General features: G+C 40.4%; 18 protein-coding genes. 10 read left to right on the top strand and 8 right to left on the bottom strand.

Features of this window, described 5'->3' with window-relative positions; translation table 11 throughout:
• Positions 1-89: 89 nt before the first annotated feature.
• Positions 90-1,148, bottom strand: coding sequence for a hypothetical protein (locus H5119_RS17955; protein ID WP_182703192.1), 1,059 nt, complete (start codon positions 1,146-1,148; stop codon positions 90-92).
• 162 nt (positions 1,149-1,310) lie between these two features.
• Positions 1,311-3,134: a translational GTPase TypA gene (typA, locus tag H5119_RS17950; protein WP_138585678.1), complete on the bottom strand. Its 1,824-nt coding sequence runs from the start codon at positions 3,132-3,134 to the stop codon at positions 1,311-1,313.
• A 507-nt stretch (positions 3,135-3,641) separates the two neighbouring features.
• Between typA and glnA the strand changes: the two genes are divergently transcribed.
• The 5 genes from glnA (at position 3,642) to H5119_RS17925 (ending at position 8,718) form a co-directional block, all read left to right on the top strand.
• A complete protein-coding gene (gene glnA, locus H5119_RS17945) occupies positions 3,642-5,048 on the top strand; it encodes a glutamate--ammonia ligase (RefSeq protein WP_077538922.1) in 1,407 nt (468 codons plus the stop codon).
• Between the two features lie 111 nt (positions 5,049-5,159).
• Complete coding sequence (locus tag H5119_RS17940) at positions 5,160-5,681, top strand: DUF4124 domain-containing protein (RefSeq protein ID WP_182703191.1); 522 nt, start codon at positions 5,160-5,162, stop codon at positions 5,679-5,681.
• 84 nt (positions 5,682-5,765) lie between these two features.
• Positions 5,766-6,836 (top strand): nitrogen regulation protein NR(II), encoded by a 1,071-nt coding sequence (gene glnL / locus H5119_RS17935; RefSeq protein WP_138585680.1) that lies wholly within the window; start codon positions 5,766-5,768, stop codon positions 6,834-6,836.
• 14 nt (positions 6,837-6,850) lie between these two features.
• Positions 6,851-8,236: a nitrogen regulation protein NR(I) gene (glnG, locus tag H5119_RS17930; protein ID WP_138585681.1), complete on the top strand. Its 1,386-nt coding sequence runs from the start codon at positions 6,851-6,853 to the stop codon at positions 8,234-8,236.
• Positions 8,237-8,259: 23 nt separating this feature from the next.
• A complete protein-coding gene (locus H5119_RS17925; protein ID WP_077536692.1) occupies positions 8,260-8,718 on the top strand; it encodes a cyclic nucleotide-binding domain-containing protein in 459 nt (152 codons plus the stop codon).
• Here H5119_RS17925 and H5119_RS17920 read toward each other — a convergent pair.
• Together H5119_RS17920 and H5119_RS17915 are read right to left on the bottom strand one after the other, a co-directional pair.
• Positions 8,715-9,380: a hypothetical protein gene (locus tag H5119_RS17920; protein WP_182703190.1), complete on the bottom strand. Its 666-nt coding sequence runs from the start codon at positions 9,378-9,380 to the stop codon at positions 8,715-8,717. The genes H5119_RS17925 and H5119_RS17920 overlap by 4 nt on opposite strands.
• A gap of 55 nt (positions 9,381-9,435) precedes the next feature.
• The gene (locus H5119_RS17915; protein ID WP_182703189.1) at positions 9,436-9,723 is read right to left on the bottom strand and encodes a hypothetical protein; all 288 of its coding nucleotides are present in this window, start codon (positions 9,721-9,723) and stop codon (positions 9,436-9,438) included.
• Positions 9,724-9,967: 244 nt separating this feature from the next.
• On the opposite strand from H5119_RS17915, the gene H5119_RS17910 reads away from it, so the two are divergent.
• The 4 genes from H5119_RS17910 to H5119_RS17895 all read left to right on the top strand — a co-directional run bounded on the left by H5119_RS17910 (position 9,968) and on the right by H5119_RS17895 (position 14,220).
• Complete coding sequence (locus tag H5119_RS17910; RefSeq protein WP_182703188.1) at positions 9,968-10,351, top strand: RNA-binding S4 domain-containing protein; 384 nt, start codon at positions 9,968-9,970, stop codon at positions 10,349-10,351.
• Between the two features lie 98 nt (positions 10,352-10,449).
• The gene (locus tag H5119_RS17905) at positions 10,450-10,878 is read left to right on the top strand and encodes a hypothetical protein (RefSeq protein WP_182703187.1); all 429 of its coding nucleotides are present in this window, start codon (positions 10,450-10,452) and stop codon (positions 10,876-10,878) included.
• Positions 10,879-11,083: 205 nt separating this feature from the next.
• Complete coding sequence (gene acnA / locus H5119_RS17900) at positions 11,084-13,828, top strand: aconitate hydratase AcnA (RefSeq protein ID WP_182703186.1); 2,745 nt, start codon at positions 11,084-11,086, stop codon at positions 13,826-13,828.
• Positions 13,829-13,965: 137 nt separating this feature from the next.
• Positions 13,966-14,220 (top strand): hypothetical protein, encoded by a 255-nt coding sequence (locus tag H5119_RS17895; protein ID WP_182703185.1) that lies wholly within the window; start codon positions 13,966-13,968, stop codon positions 14,218-14,220.
• Here H5119_RS17895 and H5119_RS17890 read toward each other — a convergent pair whose 3' ends face one another.
• The 4 genes from H5119_RS17890 to H5119_RS17875 all read right to left on the bottom strand — a co-directional run bounded on the left by H5119_RS17890 (position 14,221) and on the right by H5119_RS17875 (position 19,273).
• Complete coding sequence (locus H5119_RS17890; RefSeq protein WP_138585690.1) at positions 14,221-14,769, bottom strand: DUF4124 domain-containing protein; 549 nt, start codon at positions 14,767-14,769, stop codon at positions 14,221-14,223.
• Positions 14,770-14,915: 146 nt separating this feature from the next.
• On the bottom strand, positions 14,916-15,656 hold the full coding sequence (locus tag H5119_RS17885; protein WP_077536684.1) for a phosphoadenylyl-sulfate reductase: 741 nt from the start codon (positions 15,654-15,656) through the stop codon (positions 14,916-14,918).
• Positions 15,657-15,699: 43 nt separating this feature from the next.
• Complete coding sequence (gene cysI, locus H5119_RS17880; RefSeq protein WP_182703184.1) at positions 15,700-17,397, bottom strand: assimilatory sulfite reductase (NADPH) hemoprotein subunit; 1,698 nt, start codon at positions 17,395-17,397, stop codon at positions 15,700-15,702.
• 61 nt (positions 17,398-17,458) lie between these two features.
• Positions 17,459-19,273 (bottom strand): assimilatory sulfite reductase (NADPH) flavoprotein subunit, encoded by a 1,815-nt coding sequence (locus H5119_RS17875; RefSeq protein ID WP_182703183.1) that lies wholly within the window; start codon positions 19,271-19,273, stop codon positions 17,459-17,461.
• A gap of 303 nt (positions 19,274-19,576) precedes the next feature.
• Here H5119_RS17875 and H5119_RS17870 point away from each other — a divergent pair, with 303 nt between their 5' ends.
• Positions 19,577-21,193, top strand: a complete 1,617-nt coding sequence (locus H5119_RS17870; protein ID WP_182703182.1) for an endonuclease — start codon at positions 19,577-19,579, stop codon at positions 21,191-21,193.
• Positions 21,194-21,240: the final 47 nt, after the last annotated feature.

Raw genomic sequence — 21,240 nt, 5'->3', positions numbered from 1 at the left:
GTTATGGACTTATAATAATGAACGCCCTAACATGGGCATAGGTGGGATAACACCCATACAAAAACTGGAAAAGTTAAACAACGGAAATTCTACAGATAGCCTCCATTAAAAATGGGGGGATTACCATCCCAAGTTTCAACTATTTTACACAGGTACTCTTTTCCATTAGCTCTATTTAAGTTGCCCATTAAAAAGTAATTATCTGGAATCTCAGGTTTTTCTGTTCTACAACGAAGCCAGAATAAGCCTGCAGCAGTAGCAGCCTGATTACAAATACCTAGTATCCTTTTACGATCTAGTACAATCCCTATATGTTGATGCAGATCCGAGATACTCAGAAACTCATATATTTGAGGAATAATATTTTCCAGCCTAGTCAATGGATTTGGATGGCTTCCCCCAGGGACATTATCCAATATAAGAGACTTATCACCATGAAATCGGTAGAGCGTACTTGAGACTCCACATACAAATAAGTAAATTGCAGCCTTTAAATCTTCGCCAGAGAAATGCCTTATTAACTCAGAAATACATGTGTCTACAGCTTCAAAGTCAGCAGCCATTTCAGTTACATGATAAATTGCAGCAGCTTTGCCTTCTATCAGTCTTGAATCTTCAATATTACACTCGCTTATCAAGTCGACTTGATAATTAAGGAATTTGCTTCGGATATACCCATGCTCTTGTTTCAAATGCCCCAACTCATGAAAAAAAACCCAAGTAATCGCAGCTATGAAAGTATTTTTTCTATGGGCTTCCGAAGTAAATATTGAAGGTAACATTTCTATGGGTTGCTCAAAATCTTGAAACCAAAAGTCGAAAGCCCCCTTATCAAGATCACTTTCTAGATATTCACAAAAAGCCTCAATATCTCTATATAATTGACGTACAAGCTCGTAGTTAATACATATTTTATGGATAGGGGGCTCATCGATAGTTCCCTCAGATTTAGCCCAAGCGTTCACACTTGGATCCGGACTCCACGCTAACGATAGCTTGCCGTTAAGCTCTGAATAAATACTTTCATTTAGATCGCTAGTTATAGAAGAAAGTACATTTCCTGCTAGTTCGTATATATCTATATCTTTCAAGTTCACTTCCAACATGTTCAATTTTGAAAAATGGTATAACAGCGTTTCACCAAGCATACCAATAAATGCATTATGCTTTTTACTTAAAGATTCTTAATAGTAAAAATATCTTTAATCAAACTTTTTAGTCTATTTCATCCAACTAACCACCATACACAAAAAAGCCGCTGTATTTTTCAATACAGCGGCTTTTAAAATCACTTTATTTAAATAAGGTGATTATGCTTTAGGTGCACGGCCCGCACGTTTACGTTCGTTTTCAGTAAGGTGTTTCTTACGGATACGAATATTTAGTGGAGTAACTTCAACTAGCTCGTCATCATCGATGAACTCAAGCGCTTGCTCAAGTGAGTAGTTAAGGTGTGGAGAAAGCGTTTGCGCTTCATCTGTACCAGATGCACGTACGTTAGTTAACTGCTTGCCTTTAAGGGCGTTAACTGTAAGGTCGTTATCACGGTTATGAATACCGATAACCATACCTTCGTATACTTCAACACCGTGACCGATGAATAAACGGCCGCGTTCTTGTAAGTTGAATAATGCGTTAGTAAGTGCTTTACCTGTTGCGTTTGCAATCATTACGCCGTTCTTACGAACACCGATGTCGCCACCTTTGTGAGGACCGTAATGATCGAACGTATGGTACATAAGACCAGAACCCGAAGTAAGCGTCATGAAATCAGTTTGGAAACCAATTAAACCACGGCTAGGGATCATGAAGTCTAAACGCATACGGCCTTTGCCATCTGGCGTCATGTTAGTAAGTTCACCTTTACGTAGGCCAACTTGTTCCATAACAGAACCCTGATGCTCGTCTTGACAGTCAATAGTTACTGTTTCAAACGGTTCTTCTAGAACGCCATCTACAGTGCGTAAGATAACTTCTGGACGAGAAACTGAAAGCTCGTAACCTTCACGACGCATGTTCTCGATTAAGATACCTAGGTGTAATTCACCACGACCAGAAACACGGAAGCTATCTGGGCTAGCAGTATCTTCAACGCGAAGTGCTACGTTGTGTACTAATTCTTTGTCTAAACGCTCACGGATATTACGTGACGTTACAAACTTACCTTCTTTACCACAGAAAGGTGAGTTATTTACAGAGAATGTCATTGTTACAGTTGGCTCATCAACACTTAGTGGTGGTAATGCTTCAACGTTTCCTGGGAAACAAACTGTGTCTGAAATCTTAAGCTCACCAATACCTGTTACAGTTACGATGTTACCAGCGTAAGCTCTATCAGTTTCGATACGTTCAAGACCTAGGTAGCTTTGTACTGCGCCAATTTTACCATTACGTGTAGTGCCATCAGCACTGATAATAGTAACTTGTTGGTTAGGAGCAACAGAACCACGTTTGATACGACCAATACCAACTACACCAACATAAGAGTTGTAATCTAGTTGAGAAATTTGCATTTGGAAGTCACCTTCAGGATCTGCATCCGGCGGTGATACTTCTTCAACGATCATCTTGAACATAGGTTCCATGTTGTCTGATGGCTCGTCTAAATCTAGTGTTGCCCAGCCGTTAATAGCTGAAGCGTAGATTACTTTAAAGTCTAACTGTTCGTCAGTTGCGCCAAGGTTGTCGAATAAATCAAAGATTTGATCCATAACCCAATCTGGACGAGCGCCTGGCTTATCAATTTTATTGATAACGACGATTGGCTTTAAGCCTTGCGCGAATGCTTTTTGCGTAACGAAACGCGTTTGTGGCATTGGACCTTCTTGAGCATCAACAAGTAATAATACTGAGTCAGCCATCGAAAGTACGCGTTCAACTTCACCACCGAAATCGGCGTGTCCTGGGGTATCTACGATATTGATATGGTAGTCGTTCCAAGAAATGGCTGTGTTTTTAGCCAAAATGGTAATACCACGTTCTTTCTCAATGTCGTTTGAGTCCATCACGCGCTCTTCGTTACCGCCGCGTGTTTCTAATGTACCTGATTGCTCAAGTAGTTTGTCAACCAGAGTTGTTTTACCGTGGTCAACGTGCGCGATAATCGCTATATTTCTTAACTTTTCGATGCTCATATATTTACTCAGAGAAATTAAATTCTCAATGATCCTGCAAGATCTACGCACTCATCCACGCTTTCGCGAGATGTCCCAGCATAGGATTTAAAAGGGCGCATATTATCCCTCATTAATGACATGGATGAAAGTTTATCCAATATAAATTTGAAAACTTTCTCAATACTTTTACTAAGTATCTGTTTTATATATGACAATTATATGAATTAAATTTCGATTATTTTTTGAAAAATAGCTATTTAGGCTATTTTATCGATATTTTTGGTACTCCTTTGCATTTAGGTTATGCTAATTTCGAACGTTTAAATTATCAACAAATCACACCGTGTAAATATTGCACCACAATGGATATTTTACGCACCAAAACAGTGCGCCACTACACTGTATTTTATAACAACTTATTTTTTTTAATTTATAAACATATAGTTATAAAAATGGCATAAAATCAGCTTAGTAAACGCCAAAGCAATTATGCAGCAACAACAAAATCCAATAATTGGAGGACACATGTCACAATCGGTTTTAGATTTTATTAAAGAAAATGACGTTAAGTTCATTGATTTACGCTTTACTGACACTAAGGGTAAAGAACAACATGTATCTATTCCTCATCATCAAGTTGATGAAGACTTTTTCGAAGACGGCAAAATGTTTGATGGCTCTTCAATTGCAGGTTGGAAGGGTATTAACGAATCAGACATGGTGTTATTACCCGATGCAGATTCTATAAAGTTAGACCCTTTTACAGAAGAAGTAACACTAATTGTCCGTTGTGATGTAGTTGAACCTTCTACACTTCAAGGTTATGAGCGCGACCCGCGTTCTGTTGCTAAGCGCGCTGAAGAATATATGCGCTCGACTGGTATTGCCGACACGGTATTGTTTGGTCCAGAGCCAGAGTTTTTCGTATTTGACGATGTTAAATACAAATCAGATATGTCGGGTTCAATGTACAAAATTGATTCTAAGCAAGCAGCTTGGAACTCAGATAAAGAATATGCTGATGGCAACACAGGTCACCGCCCTGGTGTTAAAGGTGGTTATTTTCCTGTTGCACCTGTTGACGATTTCCAAGATTGGCGTTCAGCTACGTGTCTAGTGTTAGAAGAGATGGGCCAAGTAGTTGAAGCACATCACCACGAAGTAGCAACAGCAGGTCAAAACGAAATCGCTACTCGCTTTAATACTATGGTATTAAAAGCGGATGAAATTCAAGAAATGAAATATGTTATCCACAACATGGCTCACTTATACGGTAAAACAGCCACGTTTATGCCTAAGCCAGTTGTTGGTGATAACGGTTCTGGTATGCATTGTCACCAGTCTTTAGCTAAAGACGGTGTTAACTTGTTCGCAGGCGACAAGTACGGTGGCCTTTCTGAAGATGCACTTTACTACATCGGCGGTATTATCAAGCATGCAAAAGCAATCAATGCGTTTGCAAATGCTTCTACTAACTCGTACAAACGTTTAGTACCAGGCTTTGAAGCGCCTGTTATGCTTGCTTACTCTGCACGTAACCGTTCAGCATCAATTCGTATCCCAGTAGTTCCATCTGAAAAAGGTCGTCGTATTGAAGTACGCTTCCCAGATCCAACTGCTAACCCATACCTTGCTTTCTCTGCAATGCTTATGGCTGGCCTTGATGGTATCAAAAACAAGATCCACCCTGGCGATGCAATGGATAAAGATTTATACGACTTACCAGCTGAAGAAGCCGCAGAAATTCCAACTGTTGCAGCATCACTTGAAGAAGCACTTGATGCACTTAGCGCAGATCGTGAATTCTTAACGCAAGGTGGCGTATTCACTGATGACTTAATTGATGCTTATATTGGTCTTAAGTCTAAAGAAGTAGAAAAACTTAACATGACAACTCACCCAGTTGAGTTCGAAATGTACTACAGCTGTTAATTTAGCTGTTAAAAAATGTGTGTTCTCAAGCCCGCTTAGCGGGCTTTTTTAATGGTAAATTTAATCAATCTCCACTAAAGTTAAGTTATCGTGAAAATGCAGGGTTGCTGGGTGAACAACAATATTTTATTGCTAATAATTGCTTTAGGATTAAGTGATTATTGTTATGCAGGTGAAACAAAAATATACGTTTGGAAAGATAAAAACGGCGTACTTGTGTTTTCAGACACCCCACACTCTGGCGCTAAAGAGGTAAAACTCACCAGCCAAAATCTTACTATGCCAGCAACAAATACCGATATTTTAAACGAGCAAACTCAACCCCAAAAAACAGTGTTCAACATTACTATTTCGTCGCCTGAGCATAACCAAACAATTCACGAAAATACCGGAACAGTTTATGTAACTAGTCAAATAACACCTCGATTTGAAAGTGGTTTTACCATACAGCTTTTTATTGATGGCAAAGCAAATGGTCCTGCTAGCAATGACTCAACATTTGCTGTTAAAAATGTTCAACGCGGCGAGCACTCACTACAATTAAAACTTTTTAATAATAAAAATAAAATTATTGCTCTAAGCGAGCCTTGTATATTCTTTATGCGCAGAAAAGGTTTAGCGCTTGGTAACTAAATTTAACCGTAATACATAGGCGCAGCAGTCCATTTTAATAAAATAACTTGCCTGCAAACATCTGCGCACTAAAATGGTGCAACTATGATTGATAATAAAAATTTTAGCCCTGAGCTACTCGATGCCATTTGGCAAAACCAAACAACAGCAGTCATGCTACTCGACAAAAATTTTACCGTTGTGTATGCCAACACCAGTACCAGCGAGCTACTTGGCTTAGGCACTAAGCGTTTGCTAGAACAACCCTTTGATAGCCTATTTAACTATCATTCGATTGATCTAAAACGTATTGAACAATACTCTCTTATTGATGGAGTAGATTGCCAGCAACACAGAGCTGACGTGGTTTTTAGCGATTCACGCCATGCAAAAATAGCGGTCAGCACACGGCAAATTAAATTTAACGGTACGCTTTATATTTTGTTTGAATGGCGCCAAACTGATGATGAAATAAAGCACGACCAAGCCTCAAATCAAATGCATCAATACCAAGCTGCGCGTAATTTAATTCGTGGTTTAGCGCACGAAATTAAAAATCCTTTAGGTGGAATTCGTGGAGCGGCGCAGTTATTGCAATATGAAGTTAATCAACTGGAAAGAGATCAGTGCGCTGAGCTTATAATTGAGCAAACAGATCGATTGTGTGAATTGGTAGATAGGCTGTTAGGGCCAAACCAGCTTCCGCAAAAATCTTATGGCAATATACATCAAACGCTAGAATCAGTAGTCAGACTAAGTACGCTTGATAGCTGTGCCAATATCACGCTGGTAAAGGACTATGACCCTAGCATTCCGGATGTATATATTGATCAAAGTAAAATACAACAAGTAATACTGAACATTGTCCGTAATGCTCAGCAGGCGCTCATTGGTGGCGGTGAAATAAAAATAAAAACGCGTATAAACCACCAGCATCGCCGTCCTGGTAAAGCACCTAAAAAAGCCTTGTTGATTCAAGTGTCTGATAACGGTCCAGGCATTGACCCCAGTGTACGCGAAACGTTGTTCTATCCCATGATCACCAACAAAGATGGTGGCTCAGGACTTGGACTTTCGATTGCTCAAACACTTGTAGATCAACACAGTGGTTACATTGAATGTGATAGCTGGCCTGGACATACTGAATTTAATATCTATCTGCCCTTCGCAGATTAATGTTTGGAGTTTGCATGAAAACAGTTTGGCTTGTAGATGATGACGCCTCAATTCGCTTTGTACTTGAAAAGGCGCTAACCCGTGCGGGATTTAATGTTGAAAGTTTTGCTAATGCGCAAGATGTGCTAAATGCATTAAAATTTAGTCAACCAACTGTTTTAGTATCTGATGTGCGAATGCCTGGTATGGACGGTATGGCTTTACTTGAGCTAATAGCAGAGCAAAACCCTGGGTTGCCAGTTATTATAATGACCGCGCACTCAGATTTAGATTCCGCTGTTAATGCTTTTCAAAAAGGAGCATTTGAATACTTAGCCAAGCCATTTGATTTGAATGATGCCGTAGCCCTTGTCGAAAGTGCATTTAGAGCAAACTCGACGAAAAAAACTAAACGCAAACAACTTCCCCCAAAGAGTGCGCACATTATTGGTGAAGCACCCGCCATGCAAGAAGTATTTAGAGCGATAGGTAAACTATCAGCTTCTAGCATGAGCGTATTAATTAATGGAGAGTCGGGCACCGGTAAAGAGCTCGTCGCCAGTGCCCTACATAATCATAGCCCGCGAAAAGAAAACCAGTTTATTGCACTCAACATGGCAGCCATTCCAAAGGAACTTGTTGAGTCAGAGTTATTTGGCCACGAAAAGGGCGCATTTACGGGAGCCGATAGTGTACGTAAAGGCCGTTTTGAACAAGCTAATGGCGGTACACTGTTTTTAGATGAAATTGGTGATATGCCACTTGATGTGCAAACACGATTACTGCGCGTACTAGCAGATGGCGAATTTTATCGTGTTGGCGGACACCAGAGTATAAAAGTAGATGTACGTATTATTGCAGCAACACATCAAAACCTTGAAGACTTAGTCAAGCAAGGTAAGTTTAGAGATGACTTATTCCATCGGTTAAATGTTGTCCGTTTACGCTTGCCGGCTCTGCGAGAGCGCACTGAAGATATTGAACGTTTATCACAGCATTTTTTGCACAAAAGCGCGAAAGACTTACAGGTAGAAAGTAAAATTCTTAGCTCGAAAGCGACCGAGCAGCTTTGTTTATTTAACTGGCCTGGCAATGTCCGCCAATTAGAAAACACCTGCCGATGGCTTACTGTCATGGCGCCTGGAGAATTGGTTACGGAACAAGATTTACCACCTGAGATCCTTGATGCATCACCAACACAGGAAGAAGGCGATTGGCTCGATGCATTTCAGCAGTGGCTCAATAATGAGCTCAAGCAAGGTAAAGAAAATATTTGGCCCGATATTCAAGCGCAATTAGAAACTCGCTTAATAAAAACCGCACTCGCTAATTGTTCTGGCCATAAACAAGATGCCGCAATAAAAATTGGCTGGGGTCGCAACACGTTGACCCGAAAGTTAAAAGAGCGCAACATTAGTTAACTATTAATAAATTTGAGTTATTGATGAAGTTAATTGAACATATTCCCTTATTCAAACAATTGGAAATTATAAACAGACTGCATTTTTTTAAAGAGTTTACCCTCAACGAACGCCAAATATTATTAGAATCGTTCGGTATGCTCTATTTAGTGAGTCAGCAGCAATTTTTATTTAAACAATTTGATAACGACAAACGTTTATACATTGTACTCAGCGGTGCATTGTTAGTATTTAAGCATAATCATTTATTAGAGCTTGGTACTATACAACCGGGTGAATTTATAGGTGAAGGCGCGTTTATTGGTAACAGAGAAAGAAGCACGAGCGCCCGTGCTAAAAGCGACACTATTGTGCTCGCTATAACCCCTGAAGCATTAACTCGCTTACCTAATGTTATACGTGAAAAAATTAAAGACCGTATTATCGAGGGCATGAGCGAACGAATTGCAAAACTAAGTGAGCATATAGAAAATCACGGTTAATCCATATACACAATTTGCAGTGAGCAATTGAGCCATTCTGGTTTTTCTAATTGAGCGTTATACACAAATGTATCTGAAGGTTTTTCACCAAATGGCGTACTCACTAAAGGGGTTGTATGCGTGTATGACTGGGATGTGCTTTGATAATAAATAACTAAATAACCTTCACTGTACTCCCAAGTTAACTGAGTACCCGTACCATTTGGTAGGGTGAAATCGAGCCCTTTTGGAGAGAATATAGCTTGCAAATCATTATACTTATCTCTGCTGCAAGCAGTTGTCCGCATCAATTTAGGCATTTTAAAGTGACGCTCTGTTTGCTCACCTCGTAAGTAAAAACCAATATTACCATTGCTGTAATGATGATTTGCTACCGACACATAATTTATTTGCGGCTGGTAACCCATTGCTTGCATTATATTTGCAAGTTGCTCAATTTCAGTAATGCGTAATTTATCTTTGGAGAGTGCAAGTGTTGCGGCCAAAAATTCTTTTGGTATTGGTAAATCATTAAATTGAAAAGGCAACGTTTGGTTTTGCAGCTTTTCTGTTAGTTGCTGTTTTTGCTTGACCGTTAAAGCCTCGGTATAAACATACACTGTGGGCTGTTGACAGGCACTTAAAAGCACTAACAATAGCCCAACTAAAATTCCATTTTTCATAGTTACCCCAATTGATTACACTTGTAGTCTATTGGAGGTATTCATTAATTGCAACCTAATTTGTTTGGCTACTTAACCATTCATCAACACTTTGTCGAGTATATAAAACTTCATTAAACAAGCGATGGCGTTCAAATTTAAGTTGTGTTTTTCTCATCACATCTCCACTGACTAAGCGGCTGTGAGTGTCATTAAATTTTGAAATGACAGAAAAACCGCGCTCATCTTGCTCTGTTTGCTTATTTACAGAATTAGCAAGGTGCGCTCTAACATCATCCGCAGTTAACATATCTGAATTATCTAAGCCCATTAGCTCTTTTTTCATTGCTAACCTTACGCCCATTTTCTACTCCATTTGATGAAAACTAATAAATTCGCCAGAGCTTTAGCAATTAGCGAGCCACGCGTAAAATTAATTGCAGCAAAGCTTACTCTTCAATTACTGCAGTTTTTTTAAAGACAGAAAAAACACATAAAAACTTTCATCACTATTTATGCACGGCACTGGGCTAAAGTTATTTGCTTTGGTGCAAAAGTCGCTGCGAGCCTTTATACTAGAGCTTGTGCGTTCCCCACCGAGATCAAATATGAACGAAGAATACATAGAAATAGAATTAGAAGAAGAGCCCATTGAGCTCTGCAAATTATTAAAAGTACTAAACTTAGTTGAAGGTGGCGGCCAAGCTAAAAACCTAATTACCGAAGGCTATGTGGGTGTTAACCATGAAATTTGTACAATAAAGCGGAAAAAATTATACAGTGGTGATGTATTAGAATTTGATGGTGAGTTTTTTAAACTGTCCCTAAGTGAAGACGCTGTCCCTACAGAAAAACCTGCGGTACAAACTCAACCAGAGCCAAAAAAAGCTGAACCACAACCTACAAGTCAGCCTGCTAAAAATAAGCGAAAGCGAACTAAAAAACCAAAAGTAGATGATAAAACAGGTCGTCGTCCTATTTCATTTGGTTAAGCATTTAAAAACCCTCATTTTATATAAAAAGGTCAACTTGTATAGTTGGCCTTTTTGCTCTTTAATAGCCTTGTAAATAATAAAAACAAGGTAATAACATGTCAAAAAACACACCAGCTACCTGGTTTAAAGCCGCTGTATGGGCGGCACTTGTATGGAACTTACTTGGCGTTATTGCATTTGCTATGCACATGATGATGACACCCGAAATGATAGGTAGACTTCCGCTAGATCAACAAGCTGCCTACTCTAATGTTCCTATTTGGTCAACTATTGCCTTTGCTATAGCTGTACTTGGAAGCACTTTGGGTTGTCTGTTTCTACTTACTAAAAACGCGCTGGCAACGCCTACTTTTGCACTGTCGCTCGGTGCTATTTTACTACAGCAGTACTATAACTTTGTAGTGATAAACAGTATTGAGCTGCTTGGCGCAAGTGCTGTATTTATGCCTGTTTTTGTAATCATAATTGCCATTGCTCTACTTTATTTAAGTATTAAAGCTAAGCAACAAGGTTGGTTACAGTAATTAATAAAGGTCAAAATAACTTTTGACCTTACCTCGTCTTTTAAATCATCTCTTGAAATTAAATTTTTCAGCATCACCTCTACTATAATAACGGTATAAAATTCGTTCTCTAAAGACGGCTTTTTACATTGGTATGCACTTTGCTATTCAAGTACTACAGAGGTCACTCTTCAAAATTTTTTTATAATTCATAAAGGGGCAAATAATGAATAATAGTTTCGATACCCAACATCAGCTCACAATAAATGGTGAGCAATATCATATTCATTCTCTAAAAGGACTTGGCGACAAAGCGAAACGATTGCCCTTTTCTTTAAAAGTATTACTTGAAAACCTACTTCGTAACGAAGATGGCGCAAATATTAAAGAACAAGATATTCAAGCCCTTCTTAATTGGGATCCTCAAGCAAAGCCTGCATCTGAAGTTGCCTTTACGCCCGCCCGCGTTGTTATGCAAGATTTTACTGGCGTACCCGCTATTGTTGATTTAGCCGCCATGCGTGACGCAATGGAAAAACTCGGTGGGGATCCTGCAAAAATAAATCCGTTATCACCGGCAGAACTTGTGATTGACCATTCGGTACAAGTAGATGGTTACGGTAATGAGGGTGCATTTGATTTAAATGCAAAACTTGAATACGACCGAAATAAAGAACGTTACGAATTTTTACGTTGGGGACAAACCGCTTTTGATAATTTAAAAGTAGTGCCACCAGCTACGGGTATTGTTCATCAAGTAAATTTAGAGTATCTAGCGCGCGTTGTTTTTAATGAAGATCGCGATGGCAAAAAATACGCTTACCCAGACACACTTGTAGGCACAGACTCGCACACCACCATGATAAATGGCTTAGGTGTGCTTGGTTGGGGTGTAGGCGGCATTGAAGCCGAAGCCGCTATGCTTGGTCAGCCAATAAGTTTACTCATCCCACAGGTTGTGGGTATGAAGCTTAGCGGCCGACTACCTGAAGGCACGACTGCAACCGATTTGGTATTAACTATAACTGAGATACTGCGCAATCATGGCGTAGTGGGTAAATTTGTAGAGTTTTACGGCGATGGCCTTGCCGACCTACCGCTTGCCGATAGAGCAACAATAGCGAATATGGCACCAGAGTACGGTGCTACTTGTGGTATTTTCCCGATTGATGATGAAACCATTAATTATTTACGCTTAACAAATCGTGACGAAAAACACCTAAAAGTAATTGAAGATTACGCTAAACATCAAGGTTTATGGCGTAATGACGGCGACGAAGCTAATTATACCGACACACTTGAGCTTAAATTAGATGACGTTGTACCAAGCCTTGCAGGTCCTACACGCCCACAAGACAGAATCGCTCTCAATAAAGCGGGCGAGATTATTGGCGAACATTTAAAAAGCTTTCAAAACGAGCGCATGGCCCGTCGAGATAAAAGTGATGAGGAACAAGCTCGTATTGAAAGTGAAGGCCCAACAACAAACCCCGATGAACCCATTGATGAGGCGCAGTTTATGGGCGCCGCTAAAGTTAAATTTAAAGGCCAAGAGTTTGAGCTAAACGATGGCGCTTGTGTTATTGCCGCGATTACCAGCTGTACCAACACCTCTAATCCAAGTGTAATTTTAGCTGCTGGCCTAGTTGCTAAAAAAGCAAAGCAATTAGGCATTAATGTAAAACCTTGGGTTAAAACATCACTTGCTCCAGGCTCTAAAGTAGTTACTGATTATCTAGAAAAAGCGGGCTTGATGGATGACCTAGAAAGTCTAGGCTTTAACTTAGTCGGTTATGGCTGTACAACCTGTATAGGTAACTCAGGACCGCTTGCAACCGAAATATCAGATGCGATTCAAAAACATAAATTAGTGGTTAGCTCTATTTTATCGGGTAATCGTAATTTTGAAGGGCGTATTCACCAAGATGTTAAAATGAACTTTTTAGCGTCCCCTCCGCTAGTAGTTGCTTACGCTATTGCCGGTAGAACCGATATCGACGTATACAACGAGCCCCTCGCGCAAGATGCTAACGGGAACGATATTTACCTTAAAAATATTTGGCCAAGTGTTAAAGAAGTCAGCGATCTAGTTAAAGAAACCGTAACCAGAGAAATGTTTGAAAAAAGCTATGCTAACGTTTACGAAGGCGATAGCCGCTGGCAGCAAATTCAAATACCGGATGGCAAGCTTTATGATTGGGACGATGACTCAACCTATATTAAAAAGGCACCTTTTTTTGATGGCATGAAAGTAGAGCCTCCGGGTATTCCAACTATTCAAGGTGCACGCTGTTTGGCTAAACTTGGGGATTCAGTGACTACTGACCATATTTCTCCAGCTGGGGCTATTAAAGCAGATGCGCCAGCAGGCTTATACTTGCAAGAAAAAGGCGTAGATAAAGCGCAGTTTAACTCGTACGGTTCGCGTCGAGGTAATCACGAAGTAATGATGCGTGGCACATTTGCTAATGTTCGCCTTAAAAACTTACTTGCCCCGGGTACTGAGGGCGGTGTAACACGTACACAACCAGAAAACGATTTAGCAAGCATTTACGATGCAGCTATGGAGTACCAAAAAAATAATACGCCTCTCATTATTTTAGCGGGTAAAGAATACGGTACGGGTTCATCTCGTGACTGGGCGGCCAAAGGATCACTTTTACTAGGCGTTAAAACGGTTGTGGCACAAAGCTACGAGCGCATTCATCGCTCTAACTTAATTGGCATGGGTGTGTTACCTCTGCAATTTAAAGATGGCGAAAGCTATGAATCGCTAGGGTTAACGGGCCAAGAGCAATTTGATATTGAAGGCTTATATGATAAAACCGATGAAGTAACCGTTATTGCTACAAATGCCGAAGGTAAAAAAGTAAGCTTTAGCGCCGATGTACGTATTGATACCCCTAAAGAGTGGGATTACTACAAACACGGCGGTATTTTACAATACGTACTGCGTAATATGCTCGACTAACAAAGACAGTAGTTAATACATTTAAAAGCCCAGTTTAGTAATAAGTTGGGTTTTTTTATGTGTGCTGTTTGTTGTCTTAAATCAATGCTAAGCATTTAAAGCGTGCCTACACTAAGGCAACTCTTAGTGAGGTAACTATGTCGCAAACAATGATAATTAGGCTGCTTAAAATATCAATTGTGCTTGGCTTGTGCCTTATTGTAACGGGCCACACTTTGATTGTGTCGAGGTATGCCACTGTAGATCATGGCATTCAAGGAATAATTATAGCTGCGGCATGTATTGCCGTAGGCGTACTGCTGTCACTTCCCACTAAAATATATTTAACCATACTGTTAATGGAAGCCGAAAAACATTATTTAAAAAACCATAAAAGCACTCGCTCTAAATAATTAAAGCGCGCTTAAATTATTGATTTCTTTATTACGCTTTTCTAGCTTTTGTTTTACATTTTCAGTGTCTTGAAATAACTTTTTAATTGAATCAGGGTTAAAAACACTGGGTATCACTTGCTCACTAGAAGTATTTAACGTTTTTGGTATACGATTTAAAATAGAGGTATCTTCTGCGGCAATAATAGTAACGTCTTTAGGGTCGAGCGTTACTTCAATGCTTTTTGCGTGGGGGTTTGGCGTATCAGAAAAATGCCATTGGCCTGTTTCGTCTTGCCATTTAAAGATTTTACCGTTTGAGGTTGCATTTGCAGCAGCTGGCTCATCAGAAATGCGATTTACGATTTGATCCCCGGCTTGCTTTACGCCTTGCACAGCCTGATCTAACGCATTACTCGATAACGAAATCACCTTTTCTTTAACCTGCTGAGATTCATTGCTAATTAATGATGCAGAAAGCCATGTTTGACCATCAGGTTTTTTTAAATAAAACAAAGAGATGACAGCAATAACCATGATTGATATGGCTAAGTAGGTAAAGTATTTCATAGCGTTCCTGCTTTAATTAATCCTTTATTCTAATGAGTCTAATAAAAATTATCTAATTAGGCAATTTTTTGTACCTTAATTAAAGATAATAAAAACGCAGCCTATGCTGCGTTTTTCAATTACGATTTAGCTACACGTGCGCCGTGTTAAATGCCATCGCCATCAATGTGTAACCCACACTCACGATTTAAGCCAAAGAAACGGGTTTCTTCCTCAGTCATACCCGGCTCTAATTTACGCGTAGTGTGTACATCGCCCATCGACACATAACCTTGCTCCCATAACGGGTGATAAGGTAAATCGTGCTTAGTCAGGTACTGATATACGTCGCGATTAGACCATTCTATTATCGGGTACACTTTGACTGTGCCACGGCTAATTTCTACAAATTGCTTATCAGCGCGGGTAGATGATTGATCGCGTCGTAGGCCACTAAACCACGTACCTGCCTCAATCTCTTTTAACGCACGGGTCATCGGCTCCACTTTATTCAGCTGATTGTATTGCTTAATGCCGTCTTCGCCTTGCTCCCATAACTTACCAAATTTAGCCTCCTGCCATGCAGGGCTAAGCTGCGCTTTATACACTTTTAAGTTCAGTGATAAACGCTCACTCATTTGTTCAATAAACTGATAGGTTTCAGGAAATAAATAACCTGTATCGGTTAACACAACGGGAATATCAGGACGCTGTGAGGTCATTAAATGCAGCATTACTGCCGCTTGAATACCAAAGCTAGATGATAAAAAAGCCGTATCTGGCAAGTTATCAAGCGCCCATGCAACGCGCTGTTCTGCGCTCATATTCGCTAGTAAACCATTAGCATCAGCTAACATAGCCGTCTGGCTTTGTTTATCTAACTGTAAAATGTTTTTAAATTCACTCATGGTAAATTCCAAACCTCACCAGCGCCAAAGCGCTGGTATTTAATTAAGCGTGAAAATCGGTTACTGATACTTTTACTTCAGCAACAATGCCTTTACGGATCACAAAGTCACCAAAGCATTCGCCTTCGTTTCGCTCGCTTGCCCATTGGCCAATTAGCTTATCGAATGCGTCTAGGTAAACATCTTCGCCTACATTCTCAAGGTACAACTTAGGAATACGTGTGCCTTCTAAATTACCACCTAGGTAAACGTTGTACTTACCTGGGCCTTTACCCACTAAACCAGCTTCTGCAAGCATTGCGCGGCCACAACCGTTCGGGCAACCTACAACCCGCATAATAATGCTGTCATCTGGTATACCGTGCTTAGCAAGTAATGCTTCAGTTTTTTCTACTAGGCTTGGTAAGTAACGCTCTGCTTCGGCCATTGCAAGTGGGCACGTTGGCAGTGAAACACACGCCATAGAGTTTTTACGTTGCTGCGAATCTTTGTCATCAATTAGGCCATGGCTACGGGCAATTTCTTCAATCACGGCTTTTTGATCTGCAGGTACGCCAGCAATAATTAAGTTTTGGTTTGCCGTCATACGCATATCACCTTGGTGAACCTCAGCGATTTTACGACAACCAGTTTTAAGCGGCTTGCCTGGGTAGTCTAAAATACGACCACTTTGGATAAATAGCGTTAAGTGGTGCTTACCATCAATGCCTTCAACCCAACCAATACGATCGCCACGATGAGTAAACTTAAATGGGCGGCTTGGTGCAAACGTAACGCCTGAGCGTTTTTCTACTTCGGCTTTAAATACATCAACGCCAACACGGTCTAATGTGTATTTAGTTTTTGCATTTTTACGGTTTGAACGATTACCCCAATCGCGCTGCACAGATACAACATGCTCTGCAATTTTTAAGGTATCTTCTAGGGTAATAAAGCCAAAGTCATCAGCCTTACGCGGATAAGTTGCTGTATCGCCGTGCGTCATGGCAAGGCCACCGCCCACTAATACGTTAAAACCAACAAGCTTACCGTTATCAGCAATTGCCACAAAGTTTAAATCGTTAGCGTGAACATCAACTTCGTTGTTAGGCGGAATGGTTACCGTTGTTTTAAATTTACGCGGTAAGTAGTTAGATCCTAAAATTGGCTCTTCTGTGGTTTCTGCCTTTTCGCCATTTAACCAAATTTCAGCGTAGGCTTTCGTTTTTGGTAATAAATGTTCAGAAATTTTTGCAGCCCAGTCATAAGCTTCTTGGTGTAACTCAGACTCAACGGGGTTAGTAGTACAAAGCACGTTACGGTTAACATCGCCCGCTGTAGCAATAGAGTCTATACCTACGCTATCGAGCATTTGGTGCATGCCTTTAATATTTGGCTTTAGCACACCATGAAATTGAAACGTTTGACGCGTTGTTAAACGAATACTGCCGTAACTTGTTTTGTCATCTGCAAACTTGTCGATTGCTAACCACTGCTCTGGCTTAATAATACCGCCAGGCATACGTGCACGTAACATCACATTATGTAATGGCTCTAGCTTTTGCTTAGCACGCTCACCACGTATATCGCGGTCATCTTGTTGATACATGCCGTGAAAACGAATTAACTGAAAATTATCGGCAGTAAAGCCACCGGTAATTTCATCTTTTAAATCTTCGGCTATTGTGCCACGTAAAAAGTTACTTTCTCTTTTCAAACGTTCGTTATCAGAAAGTTTTACGTTTTTATCTTGTTCGCTCATTTTAAATCCTAAATTTGTTACAGTGACGGCTGCTAGCTGTTAAATAAAATAAGAAACGTGATTAATACACGTCTTTCTGATAGCGGTTTGCGCTACGCAAATCTTTTAAATATTGCTCTGCGTCTTCATTGCTCTTGCCTGTGTTTTCTTTAATGATATCGACCAAGGCGTTGTGTACATCTTTTGCCATGCGATTTGCATCGCCACAAATATAAAAATGAGCACCAGCCTCTAACCATTCAAACACCTCTTTACTGTTACTGCGTAACTTATCTTGCACATATACTTTTTCGGCCTGATCGCGGCTAAATGCAACGTCTACTTTGTTAAGTAGACCGGATTTTAAATAACCCTGTATTTCAACTTGGTACAAAAAGTCTTGAGTGAAATGTGGGTTACCAAAAAACAACCAGTTTTTGCCTTGCGCTTCACGCGAATCACGTTCTTGTAAAAATGCACGGAATGGCGCAATACCCGTTCCTGGGCCAACCATGATCACCGGTGTATCATCGTTAGTTGGTAGGCGGAAGTTATCGTTGTGTTCGCTAAATACTTTAACTTTACAGCCTTCTTCAGCACGGCGAGTTAAGTAACCCGAACAACCACCTAAGTGCTCACTATCAAATGCATCAAACTCAACTAAGCCTAGAGTTAAATGCACTTCGTCTTCAACCTCTGCTTGGCTAGATGCAATTGAGTACAAACGAGCTTGCAGCTTACGTAGGCAATCTACTAATGTTTGCGCATCAATTTTTGCTGGATTTTGGCGAATTACATCAAATATTTGGCGAGGTTCAATATACGCACGCATTGCCGCTTTATCTTCCACAAGCTTTAATAATTCAGGCGTACCTGTTGCTGTTGCGTATTTTTCTACAAAACCTGGATATGACTGCGTCAGCTCTAATTTTTCAATAAGTGCGCTGCGTACGCTTAGTTCTTCATTACCGACCTTTACAATACTTGCGCCATCAACTTGAGTAAGCTCTAATACTTCATCAACTAATACGTCGTCATTTAAAAAGTACACACCTAATGAATCACCTGGTGTGTACGTAATGTCTGAGCCTTCAAGCGAAATTTCAACGTGGCGTACATCTTTAGTTGAGTCACGACCGGTAATTTTTTGTACTGTTAAAAGCTCTGCTGCAAATGGATTTTGCTTTGTGTACTGGCTTGAAGCAGCGGTAGGTGCACCAAAAGGCATTATTCCAGCTTGGCCCGTCGTTGCGCCTTGCTGTGCTTTTAGGTCTGGCTCAAAGGCATCAAGTGCGCCCGAGATCCACGTTGCGGCTTCATCTTCGTAATCTACATCTAAATCAGCACGTTGATATATAGTTTTTGCACCGAGTTTATTTAAGCGCTCTTCAAAGTCTTTTGCCGTTTGGCAGAAAAATTCATAGCTTGAATCACCTAACCCAATAACGGCTATTTTCACATCGTCTAGCTTTGGCGCTTTTTTAGTTGCTAAAAATTCATGCAATGTTTCGCCGTCTTCAGGTGGCTCGCCTTCACCGTAAGTAGATACAACAACAGTTAAGAATTTTTCTTTTTTCAGGGCTGTTGGCTTGTAATCCGACATACTAACCAATTTAACTGCTAGGCCTCGTGATTCAGCCTGCTCTTTCATCTTGGTTGCCACGCCTTTTGCGTTACCTGTTTGCGAGCCATATAAAATGGTTAGCGCTGCAGCATCACCCGCAGCCGGCGTGCCTGCAGTTGGCCCACCTAACACAGCCGAATTAGCATTTGCAGCTAAGTAACCACTTACCCACGCTTGTTGAATTGGATTAAGTTCAGCCACTAAACCTTGCAGCTTTTGTACTTGATCTTGCGATAGCGGGCTGGCCGCAGCATTTAGTTGACCTAACAACATGAATCGATTCCCCGTAACCCTGAAAATTAATCACAATACACTTTTTGCATTGTTAACAATGAGTTTTACCTCATCCAGAGAATGTCTGCTGAGGTTTTATGAGTCTGTAGGATAACGGGCTCAGCATAGATAAAAAAAGAATAGAATCTGCTTTGATATTCCATTTAGTTATTAATTTATAAAAATACCTTCAAAAACAGATTGAAAGACATTATTGCTTTTTATCGCATTTTAAATTAACAATTTTGTAACCAAACTAATATAAGGTATATTCCACATTCAAAATAAAAAATAGGAATACCCATGTCACACGGGACATACAAAAATAAACTACTGAGCACGGCACTATTACTTGGCTCACTTCCGGTAATGGCCAATGTAACTAACGGCGGTTTTGAGCAATGGTCAGGTAATACACCAGCATCATGGACGACAATAGATAGCGGTATTAGCTTATCGCCTTCTACCAGTACAGTTAAAAATGGTCATCGCTCTGCTGCTATCAATGTAACAACGGGCTCACAAAGTAACACCGACTTATTGCAGCAAATTACTGTAGAGGCAGGTAAAACCTACGATTTTTCGGCTGATGTTTACCATACAGAAGGTAAAGTTAAAGCGCGCTTATATATAGATGGCTACCAAGGCTACTCAAACGAAGCGCAAACAAATCAATGGCAAAAAATTAGCCATAGCTACACAGCAAGCAGTAGCAAAACGATTAATGTGGGTTTACGTTTCTATGATGTAAGCGGGTTCGATGGGAATGAAACTGTATACATTGATAATTTTTTACCTAATAGCGACGGCGGCGCATCACCAAGCTGCTCTGACAATAGCCTGACCCTAACATTTAATACCGACAATTACGGCAGCGAGACAAGCTGGGCTATTAATAATAACCAAGGTAGTGCAATTGCCAATGGCAGTGGTTACGCATCAAACACGCAATACAATGAAAAAATATGTTTAGCCGATGGTGCTTATACACTTGTAATTAGTGATAGCTATGGCGATGGTATGTGTTGCTCAATGGGTAATGGTAACTATGCATTAGTACACGCTCAGAACACTATCGCCAGCGGTGCAAGCTTTAGCAACACAGACAGCACAACATTTGAGCTAGGTGATACAGGCGGTGGCACAACACCAACACCAACAGGCTATTATGTAACTGCACAAGGCCTAACTGGCTATGCCTTAAAAACTGAACTTTACAATATTATCAAAGATCATAATGCACAGGGTTATTCAGCTATCTGGAATTTTTACGACTCATCAGCACGTGATAAATATTTTGAAAACGATAATAGTATTTTAGATATGTATAGCGAGAAACCGAACGGTGCTGACAGCTATAGCTATGCAGCCGTTACAAATCAGTGCGGCGCATATAATGGTGAGGCGGATTGTTACAACCGTGAGCATTCGTTCCCTAAAAGTTGGTTTGGTGGAAAAGTTGAACCGATGAATTCTGATGTTCATCATATTTACGCAACTGACGGCTATGTAAATTCAAAGCGTAGCAACTTCCCATTTGGTGAAGTAGCAAGCGCCTCATTTACATCAACTAACGGAAGTAAATTAGGTTCTGCCGTTAGCTCATTAAATTACTCAGGCACTGTGTTTGAGCCTATTGATGAATTTAAAGGTGACTTTGCACGTGCTTATTTTTATATGGCAACGCGATACGAAAATATTATTGGCTCTTGGCAAACTAAAACAGCTTCTAGCGATGCAGTACTTAACGGCTCACACAATCAAGTATTTGAAAGCTGGGTTGTCGCTATGCTGCTAAAATGGCACAACAGTGACCCTGTTAGCCAAATGGAATTAGATCGCAACCAAGCCGCATTTGAATTTCAAGGCAATCGTAACCCATATATCGATCACCCTGAATTTGTAGAGATGATTTGGTAAAAGTCAGCGGTCAGCGGTCAGCGGTCAGCGGTCAGCGGTCAGCGGTC

Origin of the sequence: Pseudoalteromonas sp. SG45-5 (assembly GCF_014164085.1) — a bacterium.
Classification (GTDB): domain Bacteria; phylum Pseudomonadota; class Gammaproteobacteria; order Enterobacterales; family Alteromonadaceae; genus Pseudoalteromonas; species Pseudoalteromonas aliena.
This window is presented reverse-complemented; position numbering and strand designations above follow the sequence as displayed.

Bases quoted from the DNA above. Each gene is read 5' to 3' on its own strand.
- H5119_RS17875 (WP_182703183.1), bottom strand. From the start codon at position 19,273: ATGTTGTTAGGTCAACTAAATGCTGCGGCCAGCCCGCTATCGCAAGAT.
- cysI (WP_182703184.1), bottom strand. From the start codon at position 17,397: ATGAGCGAACAAGATAAAAACGTAAAACTTTCTGATAACGAACGTTTG.
- H5119_RS17925 (WP_077536692.1), top strand. From the start codon at position 8,260: ATGAAGTTAATTGAACATATTCCCTTATTCAAACAATTGGAAATTATA.
- H5119_RS17910 (WP_182703188.1), top strand. From the start codon at position 9,968: ATGAACGAAGAATACATAGAAATAGAATTAGAAGAAGAGCCCATTGAG.
- typA (WP_138585678.1), bottom strand. From the start codon at position 3,134: ATGAGCATCGAAAAGTTAAGAAATATAGCGATTATCGCGCACGTTGAC.
- H5119_RS17870 (WP_182703182.1), top strand. From the start codon at position 19,577: ATGTCACACGGGACATACAAAAATAAACTACTGAGCACGGCACTATTA.
- H5119_RS17955 (WP_182703192.1), bottom strand. From the start codon at position 1,148: ATGCTTGGTGAAACGCTGTTATACCATTTTTCAAAATTGAACATGTTG.
- H5119_RS17890 (WP_138585690.1), bottom strand. From the start codon at position 14,769: ATGAAATACTTTACCTACTTAGCCATATCAATCATGGTTATTGCTGTC.
- glnG (WP_138585681.1), top strand. From the start codon at position 6,851: ATGAAAACAGTTTGGCTTGTAGATGATGACGCCTCAATTCGCTTTGTA.
- H5119_RS17915 (WP_182703189.1), bottom strand. From the start codon at position 9,723: ATGGGCGTAAGGTTAGCAATGAAAAAAGAGCTAATGGGCTTAGATAAT.
- acnA (WP_182703186.1), top strand. From the start codon at position 11,084: ATGAATAATAGTTTCGATACCCAACATCAGCTCACAATAAATGGTGAG.
- H5119_RS17905 (WP_182703187.1), top strand. From the start codon at position 10,450: ATGTCAAAAAACACACCAGCTACCTGGTTTAAAGCCGCTGTATGGGCG.
- H5119_RS17920 (WP_182703190.1), bottom strand. From the start codon at position 9,380: ATGAAAAATGGAATTTTAGTTGGGCTATTGTTAGTGCTTTTAAGTGCC.
- H5119_RS17895 (WP_182703185.1), top strand. From the start codon at position 13,966: ATGTCGCAAACAATGATAATTAGGCTGCTTAAAATATCAATTGTGCTT.
- glnA (WP_077538922.1), top strand. From the start codon at position 3,642: ATGTCACAATCGGTTTTAGATTTTATTAAAGAAAATGACGTTAAGTTC.
- glnL (WP_138585680.1), top strand. From the start codon at position 5,766: ATGATTGATAATAAAAATTTTAGCCCTGAGCTACTCGATGCCATTTGG.
- H5119_RS17885 (WP_077536684.1), bottom strand. From the start codon at position 15,656: ATGAGTGAATTTAAAAACATTTTACAGTTAGATAAACAAAGCCAGACG.